The following is a 20182-nucleotide window of genomic DNA, read 5'->3' as shown; positions in this document are numbered from 1 at the left end:
GTAAAGTAAGGAAAATAAATAATACATATCACATGGGAATTATGTGTATTTATTGTGGGGCGGGGGTATGAGTCATATGAAAAAGGCTCGTTGGGTCAAATTAATCGCACTTATGTCAGCTGTAGTTATGGTCTTGTCGGCTTGCAGAGGGGCTGATTCGAAAGCCGGACCAAGCTCGCCCGGTAATGCGGGAAGCACGGAGGTAAAGGCGCAAGCCGCGTCCGGCGGTGAGATCTCTTACGCATTGGCCACGTCGCCGGACTCGCTCGATCCGCATCGCAGCGGTCTGGCCGTAGCCGTGAGAGTGTTCCGCACGATCTATGACAGTCTCGTCGTTCAATTGCCGGACAACACGATCAAGCCATGGCTGGCCACCGAGTGGACGATATCTCCGGACGGCAAGAGCTACACGTTCAAGCTGCGCAAGGATGTCAAATTCCATGACGGAACGCCGTTTAACGCAGAGGCTGTGAAGATCAGCTTCGACCGTATTCTCGATCCGGGCACGAAGGCCGCCAACTCCACGGCGCTGCTGAAGCCTTACAAATCATCCGAGGTTATTGACGAATACACGATCAAGTTGAATCTGGAGACGCCGTCCGTTGCCTTCCTGGGCAACTTAAGCCAAGCCATGCTCGGCATCGTTTCTCCAACCGCAGCGAAGAAATACGGCGATCAATTCGGCAAAAACCCGGTCGGCACAGGACCGTTCAAATTCGTGAAGTGGGACGATAATTCAGAGATCAAGGTGGAGCGCAATCCCGACTACAACTGGGCGCCGGCACTGGTCGACAATAAAGGCCAGTCTTATTTAGACGCCATCACATTCAAAATCATCCCGGAAGAAGCGACCCGCATCGGCAGCGTCCAGAGCGGGCAAGTGACCGCCGCCGAAACCATTCCTCCGCAAAATATTGTGACGCTTAAGAACGATGCCAAGCTGCAGGTGCTGCAATTCAATACAGGCGGGCTGCCGTACACACTGTTCTTTAACCAAAGCCGGGCGCCATGGAATGACGTAAAGGCCCGGCAGGCTGTGCAATATGCCGTTGACGTCGACTCGATCATCAAGTCGCTGTACTTGGGGACGTATCAACGGGCATGGTCGCCGCTGACGCCTAATATGTTTGGCTATGATCCCTCGTTGGAAAATTCGATCAAGCCCGATCCCGACAAAGCGAACCGCTTGCTCGACGAATTAGGCTGGGTCAAGGGGGCCGACGGCATACGCGAGAAGGACGGCAAGAAGCTTACGCTGCATTATGTCGACGGCTCGCCGAACCGCGAGAAGCGCAATGACATCGCCGCCATCGTCCAGCAGCAGTTGAAGAAGGTCGGCATCGCCGTCGAAGTGGGGATTACGAAAGACGTGCAGACCGTCATTTATACGAATCAGTCATATGACCTTTACGGCAATAGCCAAGTCAATTCGGATCCGGTCGCGCTCAATTCGTTCTATCACACGACCGCTCCGAATACGCGCCCGTCGCTATCCCGTCTGTCGGACCCTGCTCTTGACAAGCTGCTCGAGCAAGGCGTCGTAGAGACGGATGAAGCCAAGCGCAAAGAGATCTACAAGAAGGTACAGCACTATATTATCGATAATGCCGTCATCATTCCGATATACGTCTTCCCTTATACGGTAGCGGCCTCAAATGCATTTTCCGGTCTGAAATTCGATTCGCTCGGTTATCCGATATTCAATGACGTCTCGCTCGTTAAGAAGTAAGGAGGGTGCTAGATGGGCAAGGCCATAACGGTTCGATTATTGAGCTCTCTGGGCGTCGTGGCGGGCTCCTCCATTCTGGTGTTCTGCATTCTATATGTGCTCCCGGGCGACGTCGTGATGAACATGATCGATCCCAGCTCGATGAGCCCGGAGGCGATTGCGAATTTGCGGCATCAGCTGGGTGTAGACCGGCCGTTCTATGAACAGTTTCTGAACTACTTCAACCGTGTGCTTCACGGGGATTTCGGGAAATCGCTGGTGAATTCGGAGCCGGTCCTGCCGAAAATCATCACGCATTTCCCGGCTACTTTGGCGCTTACGACTGCAGCTTCGGCTGTCTCCGTCATTGTCGGCATGGTGCTGGGCGTCCTATCGGCTATACATCGGAATAAGGCGATCGATATGGCAGCCAGGATCGTCGGTTTGTTCGGTATCTCCATGCCCACCTTCTGGTCGGGCATCCTGCTTATCCTCGTATTTTCTGTATATTTCGGCTGGTTTCCTGCTATGGGCTCGGACGGACTGGAGACTCTGATCCTTCCAGCCTTAACGCTAGGTATGCTCGGAGCCGGATTTATCGTCCGTATGGTGCGGAATTCCATGCTTGAAGTGCTCGGCGAACCGTTTATTACGACGCTGCGTGCCAAAGGTTTATTGGAGAGGGCTGTCATGTATCGTCATGCGCTGCGCAACGCGCTCATACCGGCCGTCACCATGCTCGGCATCCTGATCGGCGAGATGCTGGCGGGCACGGTTGTCATTGAAACGGTCTTCTCGCGGCAAGGCATCGGGCGGATTGTTGCGGACGCCATCATGGCCAAGGATTTGCCGGTTGTCCAGGGAGTCATTTTGTTTACGGCCATCGTATATGTCATCGTCAATGCTTGCGTCGACATTTCGTATTCGTACATCGATCCGCGGGTTAGACGCCTGCAAAGCTAGAGGAGGAAGATGAGGATGAGAGAAGCAGCAACCGTGAAACCGATATGGCGGATGAAAAGGGCCGTTGCGGGGCATCATCGTGCGTTCCCCCGAATAGCCGTTTCGAGGTTGTTCGTGTACGCTGCCGCACTTGTCTTTTTATTTCTTGTCGTCTGCGCCCTTGTCCCGCAGTGGATTGCCCGTTACTCGCCTACCGACATGCAAGCGGATCAAATCCTGCTGGCCCCTGGGGCGGCGCATTGGCTGGGCACTGACTATTTCGGCAGGGACGTATTCAGCGTCATCGTGTACGGTGCCCGCGAATCGCTATTGATCGGCTTCGCTTCGGTGCTTGTCGGCGGACTGTCCGGAGGGGCGATCGGGGCTTTGTCGGGCTACTTTGGCGGATGGGTGGACCGTGTGCTGATGCGGGTGATCGACGTGGTCATGACGATTCCTAGCGTGCTGCTCGCTCTGGCGGTCGCCGCTGCGTTAGGACCGGGGCTGCGGAACATCATATTAGCCGTTGCAATAGCCACGGTTCCAAACTATGCCAGAATTATGAGAGGACAAATCCTCAGCATCAAGAACCGCTCGTTCATTACGGCATCCCGTTCCATCGGGGCTACAGAGCCGTCTGTATTCTTTAAGCACATTCTGCCCAATTCGTTGACTCCGCTGCTGGTCATGGCTGCCGTCAGTGTAGGCACCTCCATTCTGACCGGATCCGGTCTTAGCTTCCTGGGGCTTGGCGTGTTGAAGGAAATACCTGATTGGGGCGCGTTTCTCTCGCAAGGAAGAGGATATTTGACGGTCGCGTGGTGGATCTGTACGTTTCCCGGTTTAGCGATTACGCTGTTCGTTTTGTCCGTCAACGTAATCGGCGACGAGCTGCGCGACACGCTGGATCCGAAGAAGCGCCGATCATAGGAGGAGACCCGGATGAGCCAATTACTGGATATAGAAGGGCTTAGCGTCGAATTCGCTACGAGTCGGGGCGTACTGCAAGTGATCAGTGACGTTAGCTTCTCCATCAAAGCCGGCGAAACGATATGTCTGGTAGGCGAATCGGGGAGCGGAAAGACGGTTACATCCAAAGCTGTCATGCGTCTGATTGACGATGAGAACGGATCAATTAGAGCCGGGACCATCATGCTGGATGGGATCGATGTGGCCGGTCTTTCGCAGCACGCGCTTCGGTCGCTGCGGGGAAAAAAGATGGCGATGGTGTTCCAGGAGCCAATGGCGGCGTTTGACCCGGTATTTACGATCGGCAAGCAGATCATCGAGACCATTCTGCGTCCTGACCGGAAAAAAACCTCGAACCAAGCGCGGCATCGAGCTGTGGAGCTGCTTCGGCGCGTCGGTATACCGGAGCCCGAGCTGCGGATGAAGCAATATCCGAACGAGCTGTCCGGCGGGATGCTGCAGCGGGCGATGATCGCAATGGCCTTAAGCTGCGAACCTGAGCTGCTGATTGCAGACGAACCGACAACGGCGCTCGACGTTACGATTCAAGCGCAGATCTTGCAGTTGCTGCAAGAATTGAAGGTCGAATTCAACATGTCGATTCTGCTCATTACGCACGATCTTGGCATCGCCGCAGAGATCGCAGACCGGATCGTTGTCATGTACGCGGGGCAAGTGGTCGAGCAGGCATCGACAGCAGAATTGTTTGCGCAGCCTTATCACCCTTATACGCAGGGGCTCTTGCAGTCGATTACGATGATGGAGAGCGACCGCTCGAAACGGCTGTACGCGATTCCGGGTTCGATTCCGAGTCTGGCCGACTTGCCTAGTGGCTGCCGCTTCCATCCCCGCTGTCCGTATGCATCGGAACAATGCGTTCGCGAGGCGCCGGTACTGCAGGACAGAGACGGCCGGCAATCGGCCTGCTGGAACGTGGAGCGGCTACTCAGCGGTGAATCGGACGCGTCGGCAGCGTCGATAACGCCGCATGTTGAAGTCGCTGCCGCTGCTCTACGCGCGGAAGCCGAATCGGCAGGGCCTGATGCGGATGCGCTATTTGAGCTGCGGCATGTGACCAAGCATTACCCCTATGGCAGATCGCTCTTCTCGCGGGAGAAGAAAGCGGTCCAAGCAGTCGATGATGTATCGTTCTCGATTCGCAAGGGCGAGACGTTCGGTCTGGTCGGCGAATCGGGAAGCGGAAAGTCGACGCTCGGCCGGGTGCTTCTTCATATTGAAAGGCCTACCTCCGGGTCCGTCCTGTTCGAGGGTCAGGATCTGGCTGCATTGTCCAGAGCCCGCTTGCGCGAGGAGCGCAAGCATATGCAGATGATTTTCCAAGATCCATACGGTTCCGTCGATCCACGCTGGAAGGTCGGGGATATCATCGGTGAGCCGTTCGCCGTTCACGGCAATCTGAGCGCCCGGGAGAAGAGGGAGGCTGTTGAAGAGCTGCTGCGCCTGGTCGGCTTAAGCGCGGCCTCCTACGACCGCTATCCTCATGAATTTTCCGGCGGGCAGCGGCAGCGGATCGGTATCGCGAGAGCGATCGCCCTGCGTCCGAAGTTCGTGCTGGCGGATGAGGCGGTATCGGCGCTCGACGTATCCGTGCAGGCGCAGATCGTCAATCTGCTGCAGGAGCTTAGGCAGCAGCTGGATCTAACCTTGATGTTTATCGGTCATGGATTGAATGTGGTGCGATACGTATCCGATCGGATCGGCGTCATGTACTTAGGCAAGCTGGTCGAGATCGCTCCCAGCGAGCAGTTGTTCCTTCATCCGGCGCATCATTACACGAAAGCGCTCGTATCCTCCATGCCGGTGCCGGATCCGCAGCGTCGGCGTGAATTTGCCGTCATCCAGGGGGAAATACCGTCGCCGGCCCGCCCTCCCTCCGGCTGCCGATTCCGTACACGCTGTCCGGCCGCCACAGCCAGATGCGCTGCCGAGCAACCCTCGTTCCGTGAGGTTGGACCAGGTCATTATGCGGCATGTCACGATCCCGTGATATAAGCCGGAATTTGCCAAGTTACAATCAGGAAGCGGGGGATGGGAGATGGGGAGCAATGAAGGAACACTGCTGATTCGAGATGCGGCAGAGGGCGACGGGGAAGTGATTCGTGCGGTTGCGCTTGCCGCATATGAGCAATATGCCGATACACTGCCTAAGAAAAGATGGGAAGCCTATCGGGAGTCCATCGCAGGTTCCGTTGACGGCGATGGACCGGAGGCCCGCATCGTTGCCGAACTGAACGGAGAGATCGTGGGCAGCGTCTTATTGTTTATATCCTCGGAGAAAGCTTACGGCAAGCCCGAGCTTGGAATCGACGGACCGATTATCCGGCTGTTGTCCGTAGCTCCGAGTGCAAGGGGCAAGGGCATTGCAACGGCGCTTATTCAGGAATGCGTACGCCGAGCTCGAATCTTGGGAGCGGCATACTTGCACCTGCATACTTCGGCTATGATGGCGTCAGCCGTCAAGCTGTATGAGCGTTTGGGCTTTGAACGCGCTCCAGACAAGGATTTCCAGAACGGAGAGACGCATGTCTTGCACTATCGTTTGAACTTAACGATGACAGCGCTGCTCAAGCCTGCGGGAAAGCACAGTTAGTATGGACACGAAGCAGATTATACATGTGGAGAAGGTTCGATGTTTAATAATTAAATTCCGATTGACATACTTGGTTATGACGAGTAAAGTATAGGATAAATTTATAGTTGTCAACCGGGCAGCCGGAGACCTGAAGCCTTCAACCTGAATGTAATTTTGGATGGACGCGCTTTGAAGGTCTCTTTTTATTTTGACACTTGATCTTCCTATTCTATGTCGATCTGGAGAAATGCGTATGAATATCGAGAACATCGAAGCTTTTGTATATGTGTTTCACTATGGCAGCTTTAATAAAGCGGCGGAGGTGCTGTTCCTTTCTCAGCCATCGGTTACCGCGCGAATTCAATCGCTGGAGCGGGAGCTGGACTGCCGGTTGTTCGATCGTTTGGGCAAGCAAGTGCAGCTGACTGAGAAGGGACGTCAATTTCTGCCGTATGCCCAGCAATTGCTGCATATTTATCAGAAGGGTAAGCAGCACATCCAGCGGCAGCGAACAATCCCGAATGAGCTGCGGATCGGCTGTACCGTATCCGTCTCCAATTATATGATTCCGGAGTTGCTGCCGAAGCTGAAGGCGCAGTACCCGGGTCTTCAAATCAAGGTGACGACGGCCGTTACAGACGACATCGTAAGCAAGGTGCTGAACAGGGAGCTGGATATCGGATTTGTCCGCAACGTGAGTCACCCGAATCTGCAATCCGTGAAGTATTATGAGGATCCGATTCGTTTGTACGCCTACGCAGACCATCCTCTAGCCGGAATAAAGGAGGTATCGGTGGAATTGATCGTCGATCAGCCGTTCGTCTTCTTCGAATGCGGCTCACTGGACTGGCTTCGGATTCACCGCGTGTTCCAAAGCCTGAACAAGCCCCCGTTGATCGAAATTCATACCGATAATGCGGAGACGGCCAAGAAGCTTGTCTTGAATAAAGCCGGCATCTGCTTTTTGCCGAGATTGTGCGTACTCAAGGAAGTGCGGGAACAGCTTCTTTACCCGATAGATGTCGCCGAAGTGACAGGTGTTGCGTTGCAGACGAACATTATTAGCCTAAATGGAGAACAATCGGAAATTGTGCAGTTCTTGATCTCGAATCGAGTTGTTTAATGCATAGAAACGGGAGATGAACGATATGGGAATCAAGCTCAGTATGCTGGATCAAACCCCCATCTTGCCGGAAGAAACACCGTCACAGGCTTTCCGGCATACGATTGAGCTCGCACGCCTGGCGGAGCAGCTCGGCTATTATCGATTCTGGGTGTCGGAGCATCATGATTCCGACCGGGTTGCGGGTACTTCGCCCGAGGTGCTCATTTCCCATCTGCTGGCGAAGACAGAGAGTCTTCGAATCGGCTCTGGAGGGGTAATGCTCCAGCATTACAGCCCTTATAAGGTTGCAGAAAATTTCAACGTGCTGGCGTCGCTGGCGCCAGGACGGGTCGATTTGGGGGTAGGACGCGCGCCGGGAGGATTGCCCCGTTCGACACGGGCACTGCAGCAGGGATTCACGGAAGCGGCTACGTTATCCGAGAAACTGGTCGAGCTTCAGTATTATGTTACCAACCGGGTCCCGGCAGGGCATCCGCTTGCGGGGATTGTTGCCGGGCCGATAGCCGAACAACCTGCCGAAATTTATGTGCTCGGCACAAGTGTATCAAGTGCGGAAATCGCAGCAGAATCTGGCTTGCCCTATGTGTACGCGTTGTTTATCAATAGCGATGAAAATACGGCCCATGAAGCGTTCAGGACGTACTTGGACCGGTACCAGCCGAAGTACGGCAACGGGCCGCAGCCGATTCTGGCTTTATCGGTCATCGTGGCGGATTCCGAGGAGGAAGCGCAGGAGCTTGCGGGAGAGTATAAGCTTGTCAAAATCAAGCTGGCCAGCGGCAGGACACTGACCGTCACGACGATCGAACAAGCGGAGGAATTCGGCCAGCAGTCGAATGAGGAATATACGATAGAGACGCAGCTTGCGCAAATCACGAAAGGGACGAAGGAATCGGTACGCAGACAGCTCCTTGAACTTCAGCGTGCGTACGGTGTTGAAGAATTTATCGTCGTTTCGACGAATTTGAAAAATTTTGAACAGCGCAAGCGATCCTATACGTTATTAAAGGAAGCGTTCGCTGAGGAGGAGGCGGCAGCATGGGAGCAAACGGCAGCGGGACGATCGTAAGCGCGGAGGGAATTGAGCAGAAACTTGTGGACATCAGGCGTCACCTGCACCAATATCCCGAGCTGTCCCATGAAGAGTTCGAGACGACCGCTTATATCCGTAGACGCCTTGAGGAGGAGGAGATTCGGATCGCGACACAGTTCGATTTAAAGACCGGGCTCATAGCCGAAGTCGGGGGATTGCATGGGGGACCTGTCATTGCTTTGCGGGCGGATATCGATGCGCTTCCGATTCAGGAGGAGACGGGGCTGCCCTATGCATCCAAGACTCCCGGCCACATGCATGCGTGCGGTCACGACTTCCATACCGCGGCCATTCTCGGCGCCGCCTTTCTGTTGAAGGAGAAGGAGCATGAGCTGCTAGGGACGATCCGGTTTGTATTCCAGCCTGCGGAGGAGAAGGCCGCTGGGGCGAGGAAGGTGTTGCAAAGCGGTGCGTTGGATGGGGTGCGGGCGATTTACGGCATGCATAATAAGCCGGATCTGCCTGTCGGCACGATCGGCATCAGGCCCGGGCCGCTGATGGCGGCAGCCGACGGCTTTCTCGTCGAGCTGGAGGGTATAGGTTCGCATGCGGCCGTACCGGAAGCGAGCGTCGATCCGATCGTTGCGGCGGCTCAGTTGGTCACGGCGCTTCAGTCGATCGTCAGCCGCAACGTAAGCCCGCTGGAAAGCGCGGTCATCAGCGTAACGCGTCTAAACAGCGGAACGGCCTGGAACGTTATCCCGGAAACGGCGGTGCTTGACGGTACGGTGCGGACGTTCGACGAGAAGGTGCGCAACCGGGTCGTAGAGCGATTCGGCGAGGTCGTAAACGGCGTTGCTGCCGCATACGGGACGAAGGCCTCCTTGCGATGGATTCAAGGCCCGCCTCCCGTCAACAACGATGGGGAGCTGGCGGATGCGGCACGGAGGACGGCGGAACGACTCGGCATCAGCGTCGTTACGCCGAAGCCGTCCCCGGCTGGCGAGGATTTTGCTTTTTACCAAAAGCAGATTCCAGGCTTCTTCGCATTCATGGGAACGTCTGGGCCGAAGGAATGGCACCACCCCGCTTTCGACATCGATGAACGAGCTTTGCCGATCAGCGCCTCTTTCTTCGCTGAATTGGCGATTGCGGAGCTGGAACGGTTCGCTACCGAGCCGTAATACCGAGGAGGGATCGTATGAAGCAGTCGTTTGACGTGATCGTCGTCGGTGCCGGCTCGATGGGTATGAGCGCCGGCTATCACCTGGCCAAGAGGGGCATCCGCACGCTGCTGATCGATTCGTTCGATCCTCCTCATGAGCAGGGCAGCCATCATGGCGAGCCGCGGTTGATCCGTCACGCTTACAGCGGGGGACCGACTTATGTCTCGTTGGCGCTGGAAGCTGACCGCCTTTGGTTGGAGCTGGAGGAAGCAAGCAATCAGAAGCTGCTGGTCCGTTCCGGCGTTTTGAATATGGCCGATCGTGCGCTTATCAAGTTTCAAGCGCGGATCGAGGATGCCGGGCGCGCCGGAGTGAGGGTGGAGTGGCTCGACGCTGCCGAAATCCGTCATCGCTGGCCCGCTGTCCGGCTCCCGGAAACGTATGAAGCGATGTATGAGCCGGACGCCGGCTATCTTTTTAGCGAGCGCTGCGTCGCAGAGTACCGCAAGCTTGCTCTGGTCGAGGGGGCGACGATTTTGCCATATACCCCGGTCGAGCAGATCTGGTCGGAAGGCAGCGGAATTCGCGTGCGGACGCGTGTCGGTGAATTTGCCGCTGATCAAACGATTATTAGCGCCGGAGCATGGTTCAAGACTTTGGAGCCGTTCGTGACGTTGCCGATCCGTGCTGTTCGCAAGACGGTGGGGTGGTTCAGGTCCAAACCGGGACTGTTCGATGCAGGGGCTTTCCCCGGGTTTACGCTCGGTACAGACAACGGGGGCTATTACGGCTTCCCGAGCATCGACGGCGCGGGCATCAAGCTGGGCCGCCATGACGGGGGCTTGCCTTGGCTCCCGGGTGAAACGGCGGCGCCGTTCGGCCATCTGGAGCAGGACGAGGGCGATCTGCGTCAGACGCTTGAAAACTACATGCCACAAGCTGCTGGAGCGCTGCTGCGCGGGGCGGTGTGTAAATATGAGCTGACACCCGATGAGCATTTCATTATCGACCGGCATCCGGTTCATTCCAATGTCATACTGGCGGGAGGCTTCTCCGGACACGGGTTTAAATTTTCCAGCGCGGTCGGAGCCGTGCTGGCCGACCTCATTGAAGGGAAGAAACCGTCTGTTGATCTGGGGATGTTCGCATTGTCTCGATTTGACACAATATCGTTGTAGGAGGAGAGAGTATGGGGACAAAGAGACAGATCAAGCTCGGCGCCATCCTGCACGGCGTCGGCGGCAATATCTCCGGATGGCGGCATCCGGACGCGATTACAGATGCCAGCGTCAACTTCGAGCTGTATAAGAAATGGACGCAGAAGGCGGAGGAGGGGAAGTTCGACTTCATCTTCATTGCCGACGGGCTGTACATTACCGAGAAATCGATCCCTCATTTCCTGAATCGTTTCGAGCCTATCACGATCCTAAGCGCTTTGGCCGCCGTTAGCTCGAAAATCGGCTTGGTTGGCACGCTGTCGACCTCCTATAGCGAGCCCTTCACCGTGGCGCGTCAATTCGCCTCCATGGATATGATCAGCCATGGAAGGGCCGGCTGGAACGTCGTGACTTCGCCTCTGGAAGGCTCCGCGCTCAACTATGGGAAGGTGGAGCAGCAGCATCCGTCCCATCCGGAGCGTTACAGAATCGCCAATGAATACCTCGGGGTTACGACGGGGCTGTGGGACTCTTGGGAGGATGACGCGTTCGTGCGCGACAAGGAGTCCGGCATTTTCTTCGACCCGTCCAAAATGCATACGCTGAATCATAAGGGAGAGTACTTTTCGGTCAAAGGACCGCTTAATATTGCCCGATCCAAACAAGGGCAGCCCGTCATCTTCCAGGCGGGAGCGTCGGAGTCCGGGAGAAATTTTGCGGCGAAATGGGCCAATGCGATTTTCACCGGTCAAGAGACGCTGGACGAGGCCAAACTATATTATGACGACGTTAAGGGCCGTGCCAAGGCCTTAGGCCGCAATCCGGACGAAATTGTTATCATGCCTGGCATCGGCCCGATTCTCGGCCGGACGCAGGAAGAAGCCGAGCGCAAATATGAAGAGATTGCGAATCTCGTGTCGATCGATAAGGCGTTGGACTTTTTAGGGCGCTTCTATGAGCATCATGACTTCTCGCAGTATCCGCTTGACGAACCGTTTCCGGATTTGGGCAGTCTCGGACGCAACAGCTTCCAAAGCGCAACGGATCGCATGAAAGCGTGGGCGAAAGAGGAAGGTCTCACCCTTCGTCAGGTCGCGCTGCGGGTAGCGACGCCTAAGCCGACGTTCCTGGGGACGCCAGAAACGGTTGCTGACAAGCTTGAGGCATGGTTCGAGGCGGGTGCGGCCGACGGCTTCATCGTAGGCGCGGCAACTCCGCGAGGATTGGAGGAGTTCGTGGACCATGTAGTGCCGATTTTGCAGCAGCGCCGACTGTTCCGAGAGGAGTACGAAGCGGATACGCTGCGGGGCAACCTCGGTCTGCCGATTCCCGAGAATCGCTATACAAAGCATAGACAGGTCGTCGCTCAAGGGTAAGTTTACATGAATGCCCGAAGTCTCGTAAGAACGACGGTTCATACAGGATGACGAAGAAGCTCAGGCTGTCCGAGCATGAGCTTCTCGTGATAGGGCGAATGGAGAATGAAGGCTTAGAAGTCGACGTGTTCAACCCGAATAAAGGCATGGAAGGGATGACCGTTCCACTCACACCGAGTAACAGCCGCATAATAAACGAATCACGAGCCTTTGAGCCTCAGTAAACGCTGAGGTTTTTTTATTTTGCGATTGTGCACCAAGTCGTTTCAATGAAGAAAGCAGCATCAAACTATGATTCCATAGCAGGATTTGGCTTCGCTTCCTCGAATAGGGTCGTTATATGAAGTTTGAACGGAGGAAAAGAATGAGGGAGAGACTTGATGACGCTGCTGACTTGCGCGAACCGCTGCTTCATACGAAGCTGAACGTTCCCCGGCATGCAGCAGCGCTAGTTCCACGTGTTCGTCTGATCGAACAACTGCATGACAGTTTGAATGGAAAGCTGACGCTCATTTGCGCTCCGGCCGGCTTCGGCAAGACCACGCTCGTCAGTGAGTGGATTTCGTACGGCAGCTTGGATGCCGCCTGGATTTCTCTGGATGCCGGCGATAATGCCGGGGGGCAGTTCTGGCGCTACATGGCTTCGGCTATCGACGGGATTCGTCCTGGCTACATGGAAGAAGTGAAGGCGATGCTTCCGCTGCTGTATGCTGACGACGTCGAACAGGCCCTGATCCTTTTACTGAATGAACTGAATAGGCAGTCAGGCAGGATTCTGCTGGTTCTGGATGACTTTCATGTCATACAAGAACAGAAAATGATTCAAGCAGCAGCTTATTTTATTACCCACTTGCCCCCTCATGTCCATGTATGCCTGATGAGCCGTACGGAACCCGGATTCCCGGTAAGCCGTATGGAGGCACAGCAGCTGGCCTTTCGATTAACCGCGGATGATTTGCGCTTTACGGCACAAGAAGCGGAGCAATTTTTCCAAAGCATCCATCTCCAGCTTGATTCGGTGGAAACATCCGTAATAGTCAGGCAGACGGAGGGGTGGATCACAGGCCTTAAGCTTGCCGCGTTGTCCATGCGCCGCACGGAGGATCGGCATGGGTTTATCCGTCAATTCACCGGAGATAACCGTCACGTCAAGCAATATTTGCTGGAAGAGGTCTGGAGCTTGGAAACGATACGCATGAGGAAGTTTTTGCTCAAATGCTCCATTCTGAAACGTTGGAATGCCTCGTTGTGCCGGGCGGTGTCGGGCTTTGCAGACAGCCCCGACCTGATCGCCGATCTGGAACGTTCCCATTTATTCGTTGTTCCTCTGGATGCGAGGGGCAAGTGGTTTCGATTTCATCATTTGTTCTCTGAGTTTTTGCTTCAGCAGTTGGAGTTGGATGGAGAGGAAACCCCCGCTTTGCTGTATAAAGCGGCAGGCGAGTGGTGCCGGGAGAGACGTTTGGAGGAAGAAGCGGTCGAATATTTTTTGCAGGGGAGCCATTATGAATCGGCCATTGCGCTGCTGGAGGAGATGAGTTCCAAAGTCGTGAACTGGGACTGGTCAAATTTGGGCAAATGGCTGTCTTCCATTCCGAATGCCATTCTCTTGGAGCATCCGGTGCTGTTCTTTTCCTACGTGAATTCTTTGGTGGCCGAGGATGCCGGAGATACCGGCAAGGCGGAAGAGCTGATGCGCGAGGCGGATGCCTGGTTCAGAGTCTATTCTGCAGAAATGAAAGAGGAGCAGCGGCATCTATTTTTGGCGATGGCTCATTATGTGCGGGGTACGCTGATGGTGTTCGGCCACCATGATTTGCAGCGCGCCAGAGAACATTATGAAAAGGTGGTTCGGTATGCGCCAGACGGCATCCGAATTATTTTCGGCTTTCCGGAAAAGCCGCTTCAGCCGGAAACGATCAAGACGTATAAAATCGGTCTTGGCCATGCCGCTCGCCCGATTGCGGAGCCGTACACGATGCAGCTTGCCGAGCTGTACCGATCGGTCAACCCGATCTTCCTGGCAAGGCTGTTCATCAATTATGCCGAGGCGCTCTATTATTGGAACGACTTGGAGCAGGCAGAGGCCTATCTGACCGAGGGCATGAAATGGGTGGAACAAAAACCGACCGCCGCTGAGTATGAGCTGATTCCAGGATGGATTTTGCAGGGCAGGCTGAGGGTGGCCGCCGGCAGTTTGTTCGAAGCTACCGCTATCCTTGAAGCCGGCATGCGCCGGATGAAGGGGATGGATATCCCGCGGGGGGTTGAACTCTTGGACATGGAGCTTATCCGCCTGCAGCTTCGGTCCGGCAATTCCGCCCCGCTTCGCGATTGGATGATCCGCTGCCGATTGAACAGCAGCGACATGGTATCAGTGTATGAGCTTTACGATTACGAGCTGTTTGCCCGGGCGCTAATGCTAGAAGGCAGATGGGATGAAGCATCCATGCTGCTCGATAAGCTGCTATACTTGGCTGAGAGTGAAATGAGACCGATCGATGCCGCCGAAATCGCATCCATGCGCTCCGTGCTGATGCTGGAGAGGGGCGAGAAAAGAAAGGCGCTGCAGCAGCTTGAAGAAGCGCTGCGGATCTCGGAATCGAATGGGTTCGTGCGCGTTCTGATCGATGAAGGTACGGCCGTTCGAGCTCCTCTTGCCGAATTGGCGGCGGCGAAGCAGCGCGGCTATTACCGGGGGCGGGAGGCGGCTTCCCTCGATTTTGTCCGTACGATTCTCGTCGGTATGGAAACCGGCGCTCCCTTTGCAGGGGAGATGAATCCTCTCGACACCGTGCTTACAGCAAGAGAGATGGATGTCTTCCAAGGGCTGCTCGACCATTTGAGCGGCAGGCAAATTGCAGACAAGCTGCATATCTCATACGAAACGGTAAAAACGCATCGAAACCGCATATATGGCAAGCTTGGTGTGAAAAACCGGGATGAGGCTGTTCGCCGCGCGCAAGAAATCGGGGCCCAGGCGAAGGAGACTGAACAGGATAAAAAACAATAGGAATACTTATAAATACCATGTGAACTCCCCCCACTATCCCCCTGAGGGGGGATTTTTTTGGTTTTTATTTCATATACAATAAACGTTATATTAGGAATTTTATGAAAATTGGGGGTTACTACGTTGATGTCAATCGCAAAATCAAGCAAACTTGTCAGCTTGATGCTCTCCTTCCTGGTTCTATCCGTCCTATTCCTACAACCCGCTGATGCGCAAGCGGCAGGGTCTGCGGACCGATTTGCCGTTTCAACCCAGAGCTTCAATGATCTTGGACCTATTCAGGATTATCAACCCGTGTCGGATGGCGGATATATAGCGTGCGGATACACAGGAGACTCCGCCTTTGTGGTGAAATATCGTGCAGACGGTACGGAGCAGTGGCGTAAAGTGTTGAGCGATCCGAGTACGGGCACCAGCCAATTGGTCCGTTATATTCGGGAAACGCAGGATGGCCATTTCATGTTTGCCGGTTACGAAATCGCCCCGAGCTCCTACGATACGCAGTATTTTTACGGGGTGTTGAATCCCGATGGGCAGTTGAAATGGAGCCGTACCCTGAGCTTTGCCGGAACCAGCTCCAGCAGTGCCGCGGCGATCCTGGAGACGGGCTCGGGTTTTCTTATTCCGGGATATGTACGTTACACGGGCGCCGATCTCAATGCGGCGATTGTGACAACGGACGCCGACGGCAACAATCCGACCACAACGTTAATTGCGAAGGCCGGCGATCAATTTATTTATGACGCGGAGCCGGCAATCGATGGGGATGGCTATGTGCTGGTGGGGTCAACGGGTACGGTCTCCGGCACAAGAGGCTATCTGTTGAAAATCGATGGAACAAGCACCGTGCAGTGGGAGCAAGAATATGGAAGCGGCGCTGGCTTGTACTCCTTGCTGGGGATTCAAAGATGGACAGATGCGAATGGGCAGAGCGGATATATGTTGACGGGCAATGTCTATCTTTCCAGTCAAGATGCTGTACTGATCCAGACGGATAAAGACGGCAACGAGAACTGGCTGAACACCTATCCCCAATCCGGAAACCGGCTCGGGCTCGATGTCATCCAAACGATAGACGGCGGCTATGCTGTAGCCGGCGGCAATAATGGCAGCATGGCCTTCATGCTGAAAACAGATGCGGCGGGCAATAAACAATGGGAGACAGAATTCTCGGACTCAGGCAACCTATTATCCGTGCTCCAGCTTGCGGATGGAAGCTACCGGCTGGCTGGCGGGTTTGGCAGCGGCCTGTTGCTCGAATTGCGGGTTGGAGCGCCGCAGGGGCTGACGGCAAACGACGATACGAACCGCCTGTCGGGCATGACGAGCGATATGGAGTACTCGGTTGACGGGGGCGCCAGTTACGTGACCTATGATCCGGCGAATGAGCCTCTGTTTACCGGGCATGTTCCTGTGCTGGTGCGGTACAAGGCGGGGGGCGGCTATGAAGCCGGAGATACGGCCAGTTTTGATTTCACCGCTAATCCTGCCATATCGTCTGTAAGCGCGCGGCCGGACATTACAACCGTTTACGGAACATCTCTGGCAGACGTGGGCCTGCCGGTGCAGGTGGAAGTCACGCTGAGCGACGGAAGCACGGCGCAGGCGGATGCGGCTTGGGACGGCGGCAGTCCGGCGTATAATGGGAATCAGCCCGGAACGTATACGTTCACAGGAACGCTGACTCCGCCGTCAGGAGTGACGAATCTGTCGGGCAAGACGGCGATGGTGCAGGTAGCGGTAGGTGAAGAAGGGGTCGTGCTGACGAGCATTGAGGCGGACGACTCCGCTTATCGGCTGAAAGTGGGTATGACTCATATCACGGTGATTCAGGCCGTCTATTCGGACGGTAGTCGCGTGACGGTTGCTGATCCGGTGACATTCAGTTCCTCTAACGCGGATATAGCTACAGTTCAGGCGAATGGGCTCGTTACGGGCGTTTCTCCCGGCAGCGCATCGATAACTGCGCAGTACAAAGGCATCCAGACTGTAATTTCGGTGGAGGTGTGGAGGGAAGCTTCGTCCGGCAGTTCGGACAGTTCGTCAGAGCCTTCAACGAACTCTGCGCAGACGACCACAACCACATGCAGCGGAGGGCATTCTTGTACGGCAAGCTTAGGCGATTAGGTTAAAGTTGATTTGCCGACGGATCTGACTGAAGGAAATTTCAAGCTTACCATTCATAAAATGACGTCGACTGCAGGAATAGTGCCTGATTCCATGACGCTCCTCAGTCCCGTTTTTGAACTGTTGAAAAGTTTCGACGGCAGCTTCAAGAAGCCTGTTACGCTTCGCTTTAAAATCCAGGCTAAGCTATTGGGAGCCGACCGGCGGGCGGGCATGTTCTACTATGACGAAACGAACGGCAAATGGATTGAAGTCGAAGGTCATGCGGAGAATGATGAATTCGTCGCGACGGTCCATCATTTTACGAAATTTGCCGTTTTCAGTGTGGCAAAGGAGGCTCCTCCTCAAGTGAAGCCGGAGAAGCCGCTTCCGCCAGTCGTACATTTCAACGATTTGAAGGGACACTGGGCGGAGGTCATGATTCAAGAGACCGCTGCGAAGGGAATCGTCTCAGGCTATGATGACGGCAGCTTTAAACCGGATCAGTTCATCACACGCGCAGAATTTACCGTTATGCTGATGCGGGCGCTTGCACCCGAAGCTGCGGACCCTAATAGCGGAGTTTCTTTTACCGATTCTGACAAGATCGGAATATGGGCGCAGCGTTACGTCTCGGAAGCTGCCCGGCTGCATGTGGTGAGCGGTTACGCGGACGGCACTTTCCGTCCGGATGAAGATGTGACTCGCGCCGAAATGACAGCGATGATTATTCGCGCTTCGAAGATCTCGACGGATGAGGGCGGACCCTTGTCATTCTCCGACGCGAACGAGATTCCGGATTGGGCCAAGGGCGCAGCCGCAGCCGCACTGCGTTGGGGAATCGCTCAAGGGCGCACCGGCAATGAATTCGCGCCTGACGGAAAGGCAACTCGCGCGGAAGCCACAGTAATGCTGATGCGGATGCTGCAGTTGAACAAATAGCAGTTCAAGAGCTTTAGATAAGCAATTCATTCATTTCTGTTTGCATAATTATGGAGAATCGGCAGCTAACATGAAACTAGCCGGATCAACCTGGAAGGGCAGGCTGATCCGGCTAGTTTGTCTACGACTGACCCATTCAAAGGATCAGAAGAAACAAAAAAACCACCTTCTCACGGAAGGTGGGTTACAAACGTTATCGCCTGGTGGCTCGAGAAAAGCGATCTTTAATGTGCTTGTTGTTACGCTTCATCGCGGCGCGCTGCTCACGGAGAATTTGAGAGGAGCTTTTTCTGGAAGGAGCGAACAACAGAGCTTCTTTTGGCTGCGTTCCTATGGCTTCCGACACGCTTCCGTTCTTGGAAACGAATACCCCGGTACTCATGGTTGCATCCCTCCTAAGAATAATTTGATGAATTCGATCAACAAAGGATTTTTACTAATTATAGCATGATTGGCGCATCCTTTAAAGAGGATGAATTTTTTATTGTCCCAATCAGGGTCAGACGGGAAGTGCAGGGTTAATACATAATGGCCTGATCGAACGCTATAATAAAACATTTGCTTTGATTCTTTAAAATAGACCTGTTCTGCGTGTTCACCCATGTTATACGTAAGCACGACGTAAGAAGCTTGATTGGATAATTTATAATGCGCTTCGCCAAAGGCGTCGCCCACCTTAGCCACAATGTCCATCTGGTCACCGTTGAGGACATACAGGGTGGCAGCGGAACAATCGCCGTATTCCCCGACCTTCTCTGACATATATTGCCCGTATGATTGCTCGATTATTCCACCTGAAAGACGGGACATAATGCTCTTCAGAAATGACTCGGGGTTATGGAAGCCTGAAATCTGAAGATGCGGCACCAGGTTAGTCACGACTTCGTAGGCTTCATCGAATTGCTCAAGCCTATCACTGTTTTGCTCAATCGAATCCTCCAGAGGCAGCAGGATGGAGCCCCTGCGAAGCAAATCGCTAAAATAAGTCTTCCAATCGATTTGAACCCCCAGCGAGAGATCGTCAATATACACTTTTCTTAGTGATATATCGTAAAGCAGGTACCAGACATACGGCTCAATATTTTTCGGTACCCGATCATTTTGCTGTAAAGCGTCCATAATATCCTTTGGTGAAGGAAACTGCTCGGTTTCTGCGATGAAGCGCTCAACGAACTCCTCAACGAGCTGTTTCACCGTTCCGAAGAATGCGTTCTTCACCTCGACGTCACCAAATACCAAGATCGTCTTGCCTTGCTCATGAGCCTTGATGAATTCAATGTGCGTCACTGTCCGGGCGGCGTGTGCGTAGTATGTGCCTGCCTTACTGCCTATAAAGAGGAGGTAGATGTCCGATTCCTCAACGGCTTCCAAACACTTCACTACCGGATCTACGTTAGCCGGCCAAGGACCTAAATTTTCTTCCCACATTATAGGTTCATGCCCAAGTCCGGTGAGCTCACGAAAAACGGCACGTCTTAGAGGCTTAAGACCGTCTTCGTTAACGGAGCTGATGAAGATTTTTGTTTTAGCCACCCGATCCAACACTCCTATAATCTCTAGATTCTATCTCCCATTATACTCCAGTTCGGGAAGTTTTAATAGAAAAAGTACATCTCCGGTCTGAAGAATACGAATCACATCTGGGAAAACCTGCATCCTGTTTTGGGAATGCGGTTGTTAGGAGGGATCATCATAGTTAACATAAATAATATTATGTCAACTAATTACAGTATGGCACATTATGACTTACATGCATATTCGACTTTTGATTTACTTTCGGGAGTTTTGTCTTCATCATGCATAAAAGAATCATTGTGTCGATTTGCAGGAATAGGTAAATACCGCCGAAGAAGGGATTGACACATCTCGAAAAGCCATGCTACGATACAAAAATATAATCAACTAAATAAATAGGAATTGTAAGTATTTATGCTGACCGATCAATCGGAGGTGTAATCCAATATCAAGGATTCACCTCTGTTTTTTTTGCCCGGGATATGCAAATGAGAGGGGGGACAGGTAAATTAAGGACGCGATAATGAAGCCATAGA

Annotated in this window: 15 protein-coding genes; 13 read left to right on the top strand and 2 right to left on the bottom strand. The window is 54.0% G+C overall.

The annotated features are described in order from the left end of the window. Positions 1–76 precede the first annotated feature (76 nt). The 13 genes from PVA01S_RS00170 (at position 77) to PVA01S_RS00110 (ending at position 18131) form a co-directional block, all read left to right on the top strand. Positions 77–1729, top strand: coding sequence for an ABC transporter substrate-binding protein (locus PVA01S_RS00170; protein ID WP_127604195.1), 1653 nt, complete (start codon positions 77–79; stop codon positions 1727–1729). Between the two features lie 12 nt (positions 1730–1741). After that, positions 1742–2671: an ABC transporter permease gene (locus PVA01S_RS00165; RefSeq protein ID WP_127604193.1), complete on the top strand. Its 930-nt coding sequence runs from the start codon at positions 1742–1744 to the stop codon at positions 2669–2671. A gap of 15 nt (positions 2672–2686) precedes the next feature. Next, on the top strand, positions 2687–3580 hold the full coding sequence (locus PVA01S_RS00160; RefSeq protein WP_127604191.1) for an ABC transporter permease: 894 nt from the start codon (positions 2687–2689) through the stop codon (positions 3578–3580). Between the two features lie 12 nt (positions 3581–3592). Further along, positions 3593–5632: an ABC transporter ATP-binding protein gene (locus PVA01S_RS00155; RefSeq protein WP_127604189.1), complete on the top strand. Its 2040-nt coding sequence runs from the start codon at positions 3593–3595 to the stop codon at positions 5630–5632. A gap of 43 nt (positions 5633–5675) precedes the next feature. Then, the gene (locus PVA01S_RS00150; RefSeq protein WP_127604187.1) at positions 5676–6230 is read left to right on the top strand and encodes a GNAT family N-acetyltransferase; all 555 of its coding nucleotides are present in this window, start codon (positions 5676–5678) and stop codon (positions 6228–6230) included. Positions 6231–6465: 235 nt separating this feature from the next. After that, entirely contained in the window at positions 6466–7335 is an 870-nt protein-coding gene (locus tag PVA01S_RS00145; RefSeq protein ID WP_127604185.1) for a LysR family transcriptional regulator, read from the top strand. A 25-nt stretch (positions 7336–7360) separates the two neighbouring features. Beyond that, the gene (locus PVA01S_RS00140) at positions 7361–8407 is read left to right on the top strand and encodes an LLM class flavin-dependent oxidoreductase (protein WP_127604183.1); all 1047 of its coding nucleotides are present in this window, start codon (positions 7361–7363) and stop codon (positions 8405–8407) included. Beyond that, the gene (locus PVA01S_RS00135; RefSeq protein WP_127604182.1) at positions 8377–9555 is read left to right on the top strand and encodes an amidohydrolase; all 1179 of its coding nucleotides are present in this window, start codon (positions 8377–8379) and stop codon (positions 9553–9555) included. The genes PVA01S_RS00140 and PVA01S_RS00135 overlap by 31 nt, the downstream gene beginning before the upstream one ends. 17 nt (positions 9556–9572) lie before the next feature. Further along, a complete protein-coding gene (gene solA, locus PVA01S_RS00130) occupies positions 9573–10715 on the top strand; it encodes an N-methyl-L-tryptophan oxidase (RefSeq protein WP_127604180.1) in 1143 nt (380 codons plus the stop codon). Between the two features lie 11 nt (positions 10716–10726). Next, on the top strand, positions 10727–12070 hold the full coding sequence (locus PVA01S_RS00125; RefSeq protein ID WP_127604178.1) for an LLM class flavin-dependent oxidoreductase: 1344 nt from the start codon (positions 10727–10729) through the stop codon (positions 12068–12070). Between the two features lie 364 nt (positions 12071–12434). After that, a complete protein-coding gene (locus tag PVA01S_RS00120) occupies positions 12435–15083 on the top strand; it encodes a winged helix-turn-helix domain-containing protein (RefSeq protein ID WP_164751684.1) in 2649 nt (882 codons plus the stop codon). Positions 15084–15428: 345 nt separating this feature from the next. Next, the gene (locus PVA01S_RS00115; RefSeq protein WP_164751683.1) at positions 15429–17210 is read left to right on the top strand and encodes a DUF4073 domain-containing protein; all 1782 of its coding nucleotides are present in this window, start codon (positions 15429–15431) and stop codon (positions 17208–17210) included. Positions 17211–17222: 12 nt separating this feature from the next. After that, the gene (locus PVA01S_RS00110; protein WP_127604172.1) at positions 17223–18131 is read left to right on the top strand and encodes an S-layer homology domain-containing protein; all 909 of its coding nucleotides are present in this window, start codon (positions 17223–17225) and stop codon (positions 18129–18131) included. 193 nt (positions 18132–18324) lie between these two features. On the opposite strand, the gene PVA01S_RS00105 is transcribed toward PVA01S_RS00110, so the two are convergent. Next, the gene (locus PVA01S_RS00105) at positions 18325–18513 is read right to left on the bottom strand and encodes a hypothetical protein (protein WP_054796679.1); all 189 of its coding nucleotides are present in this window, start codon (positions 18511–18513) and stop codon (positions 18325–18327) included. Beyond that, positions 18510–19664: a DUF4062 domain-containing protein gene (locus tag PVA01S_RS00100; RefSeq protein WP_164751682.1), complete on the bottom strand. Its 1155-nt coding sequence runs from the start codon at positions 19662–19664 to the stop codon at positions 18510–18512. Before PVA01S_RS00100 ends, PVA01S_RS00105 begins: the two co-directional genes overlap by 4 nt. Positions 19665–20182 lie beyond the last annotated feature (518 nt).

The sequence above is a fragment of the Paenibacillus validus NBRC 15382 genome (assembly GCF_004000985.1).
Taxonomy (GTDB): domain Bacteria; phylum Bacillota; class Bacilli; order Paenibacillales; family NBRC-103111; genus Paenibacillus_G; species Paenibacillus_G validus.
The sequence above is the reverse complement of the archived record's forward strand: the minus strand, read 5'-3'. Positions and strand labels throughout refer to the sequence as shown.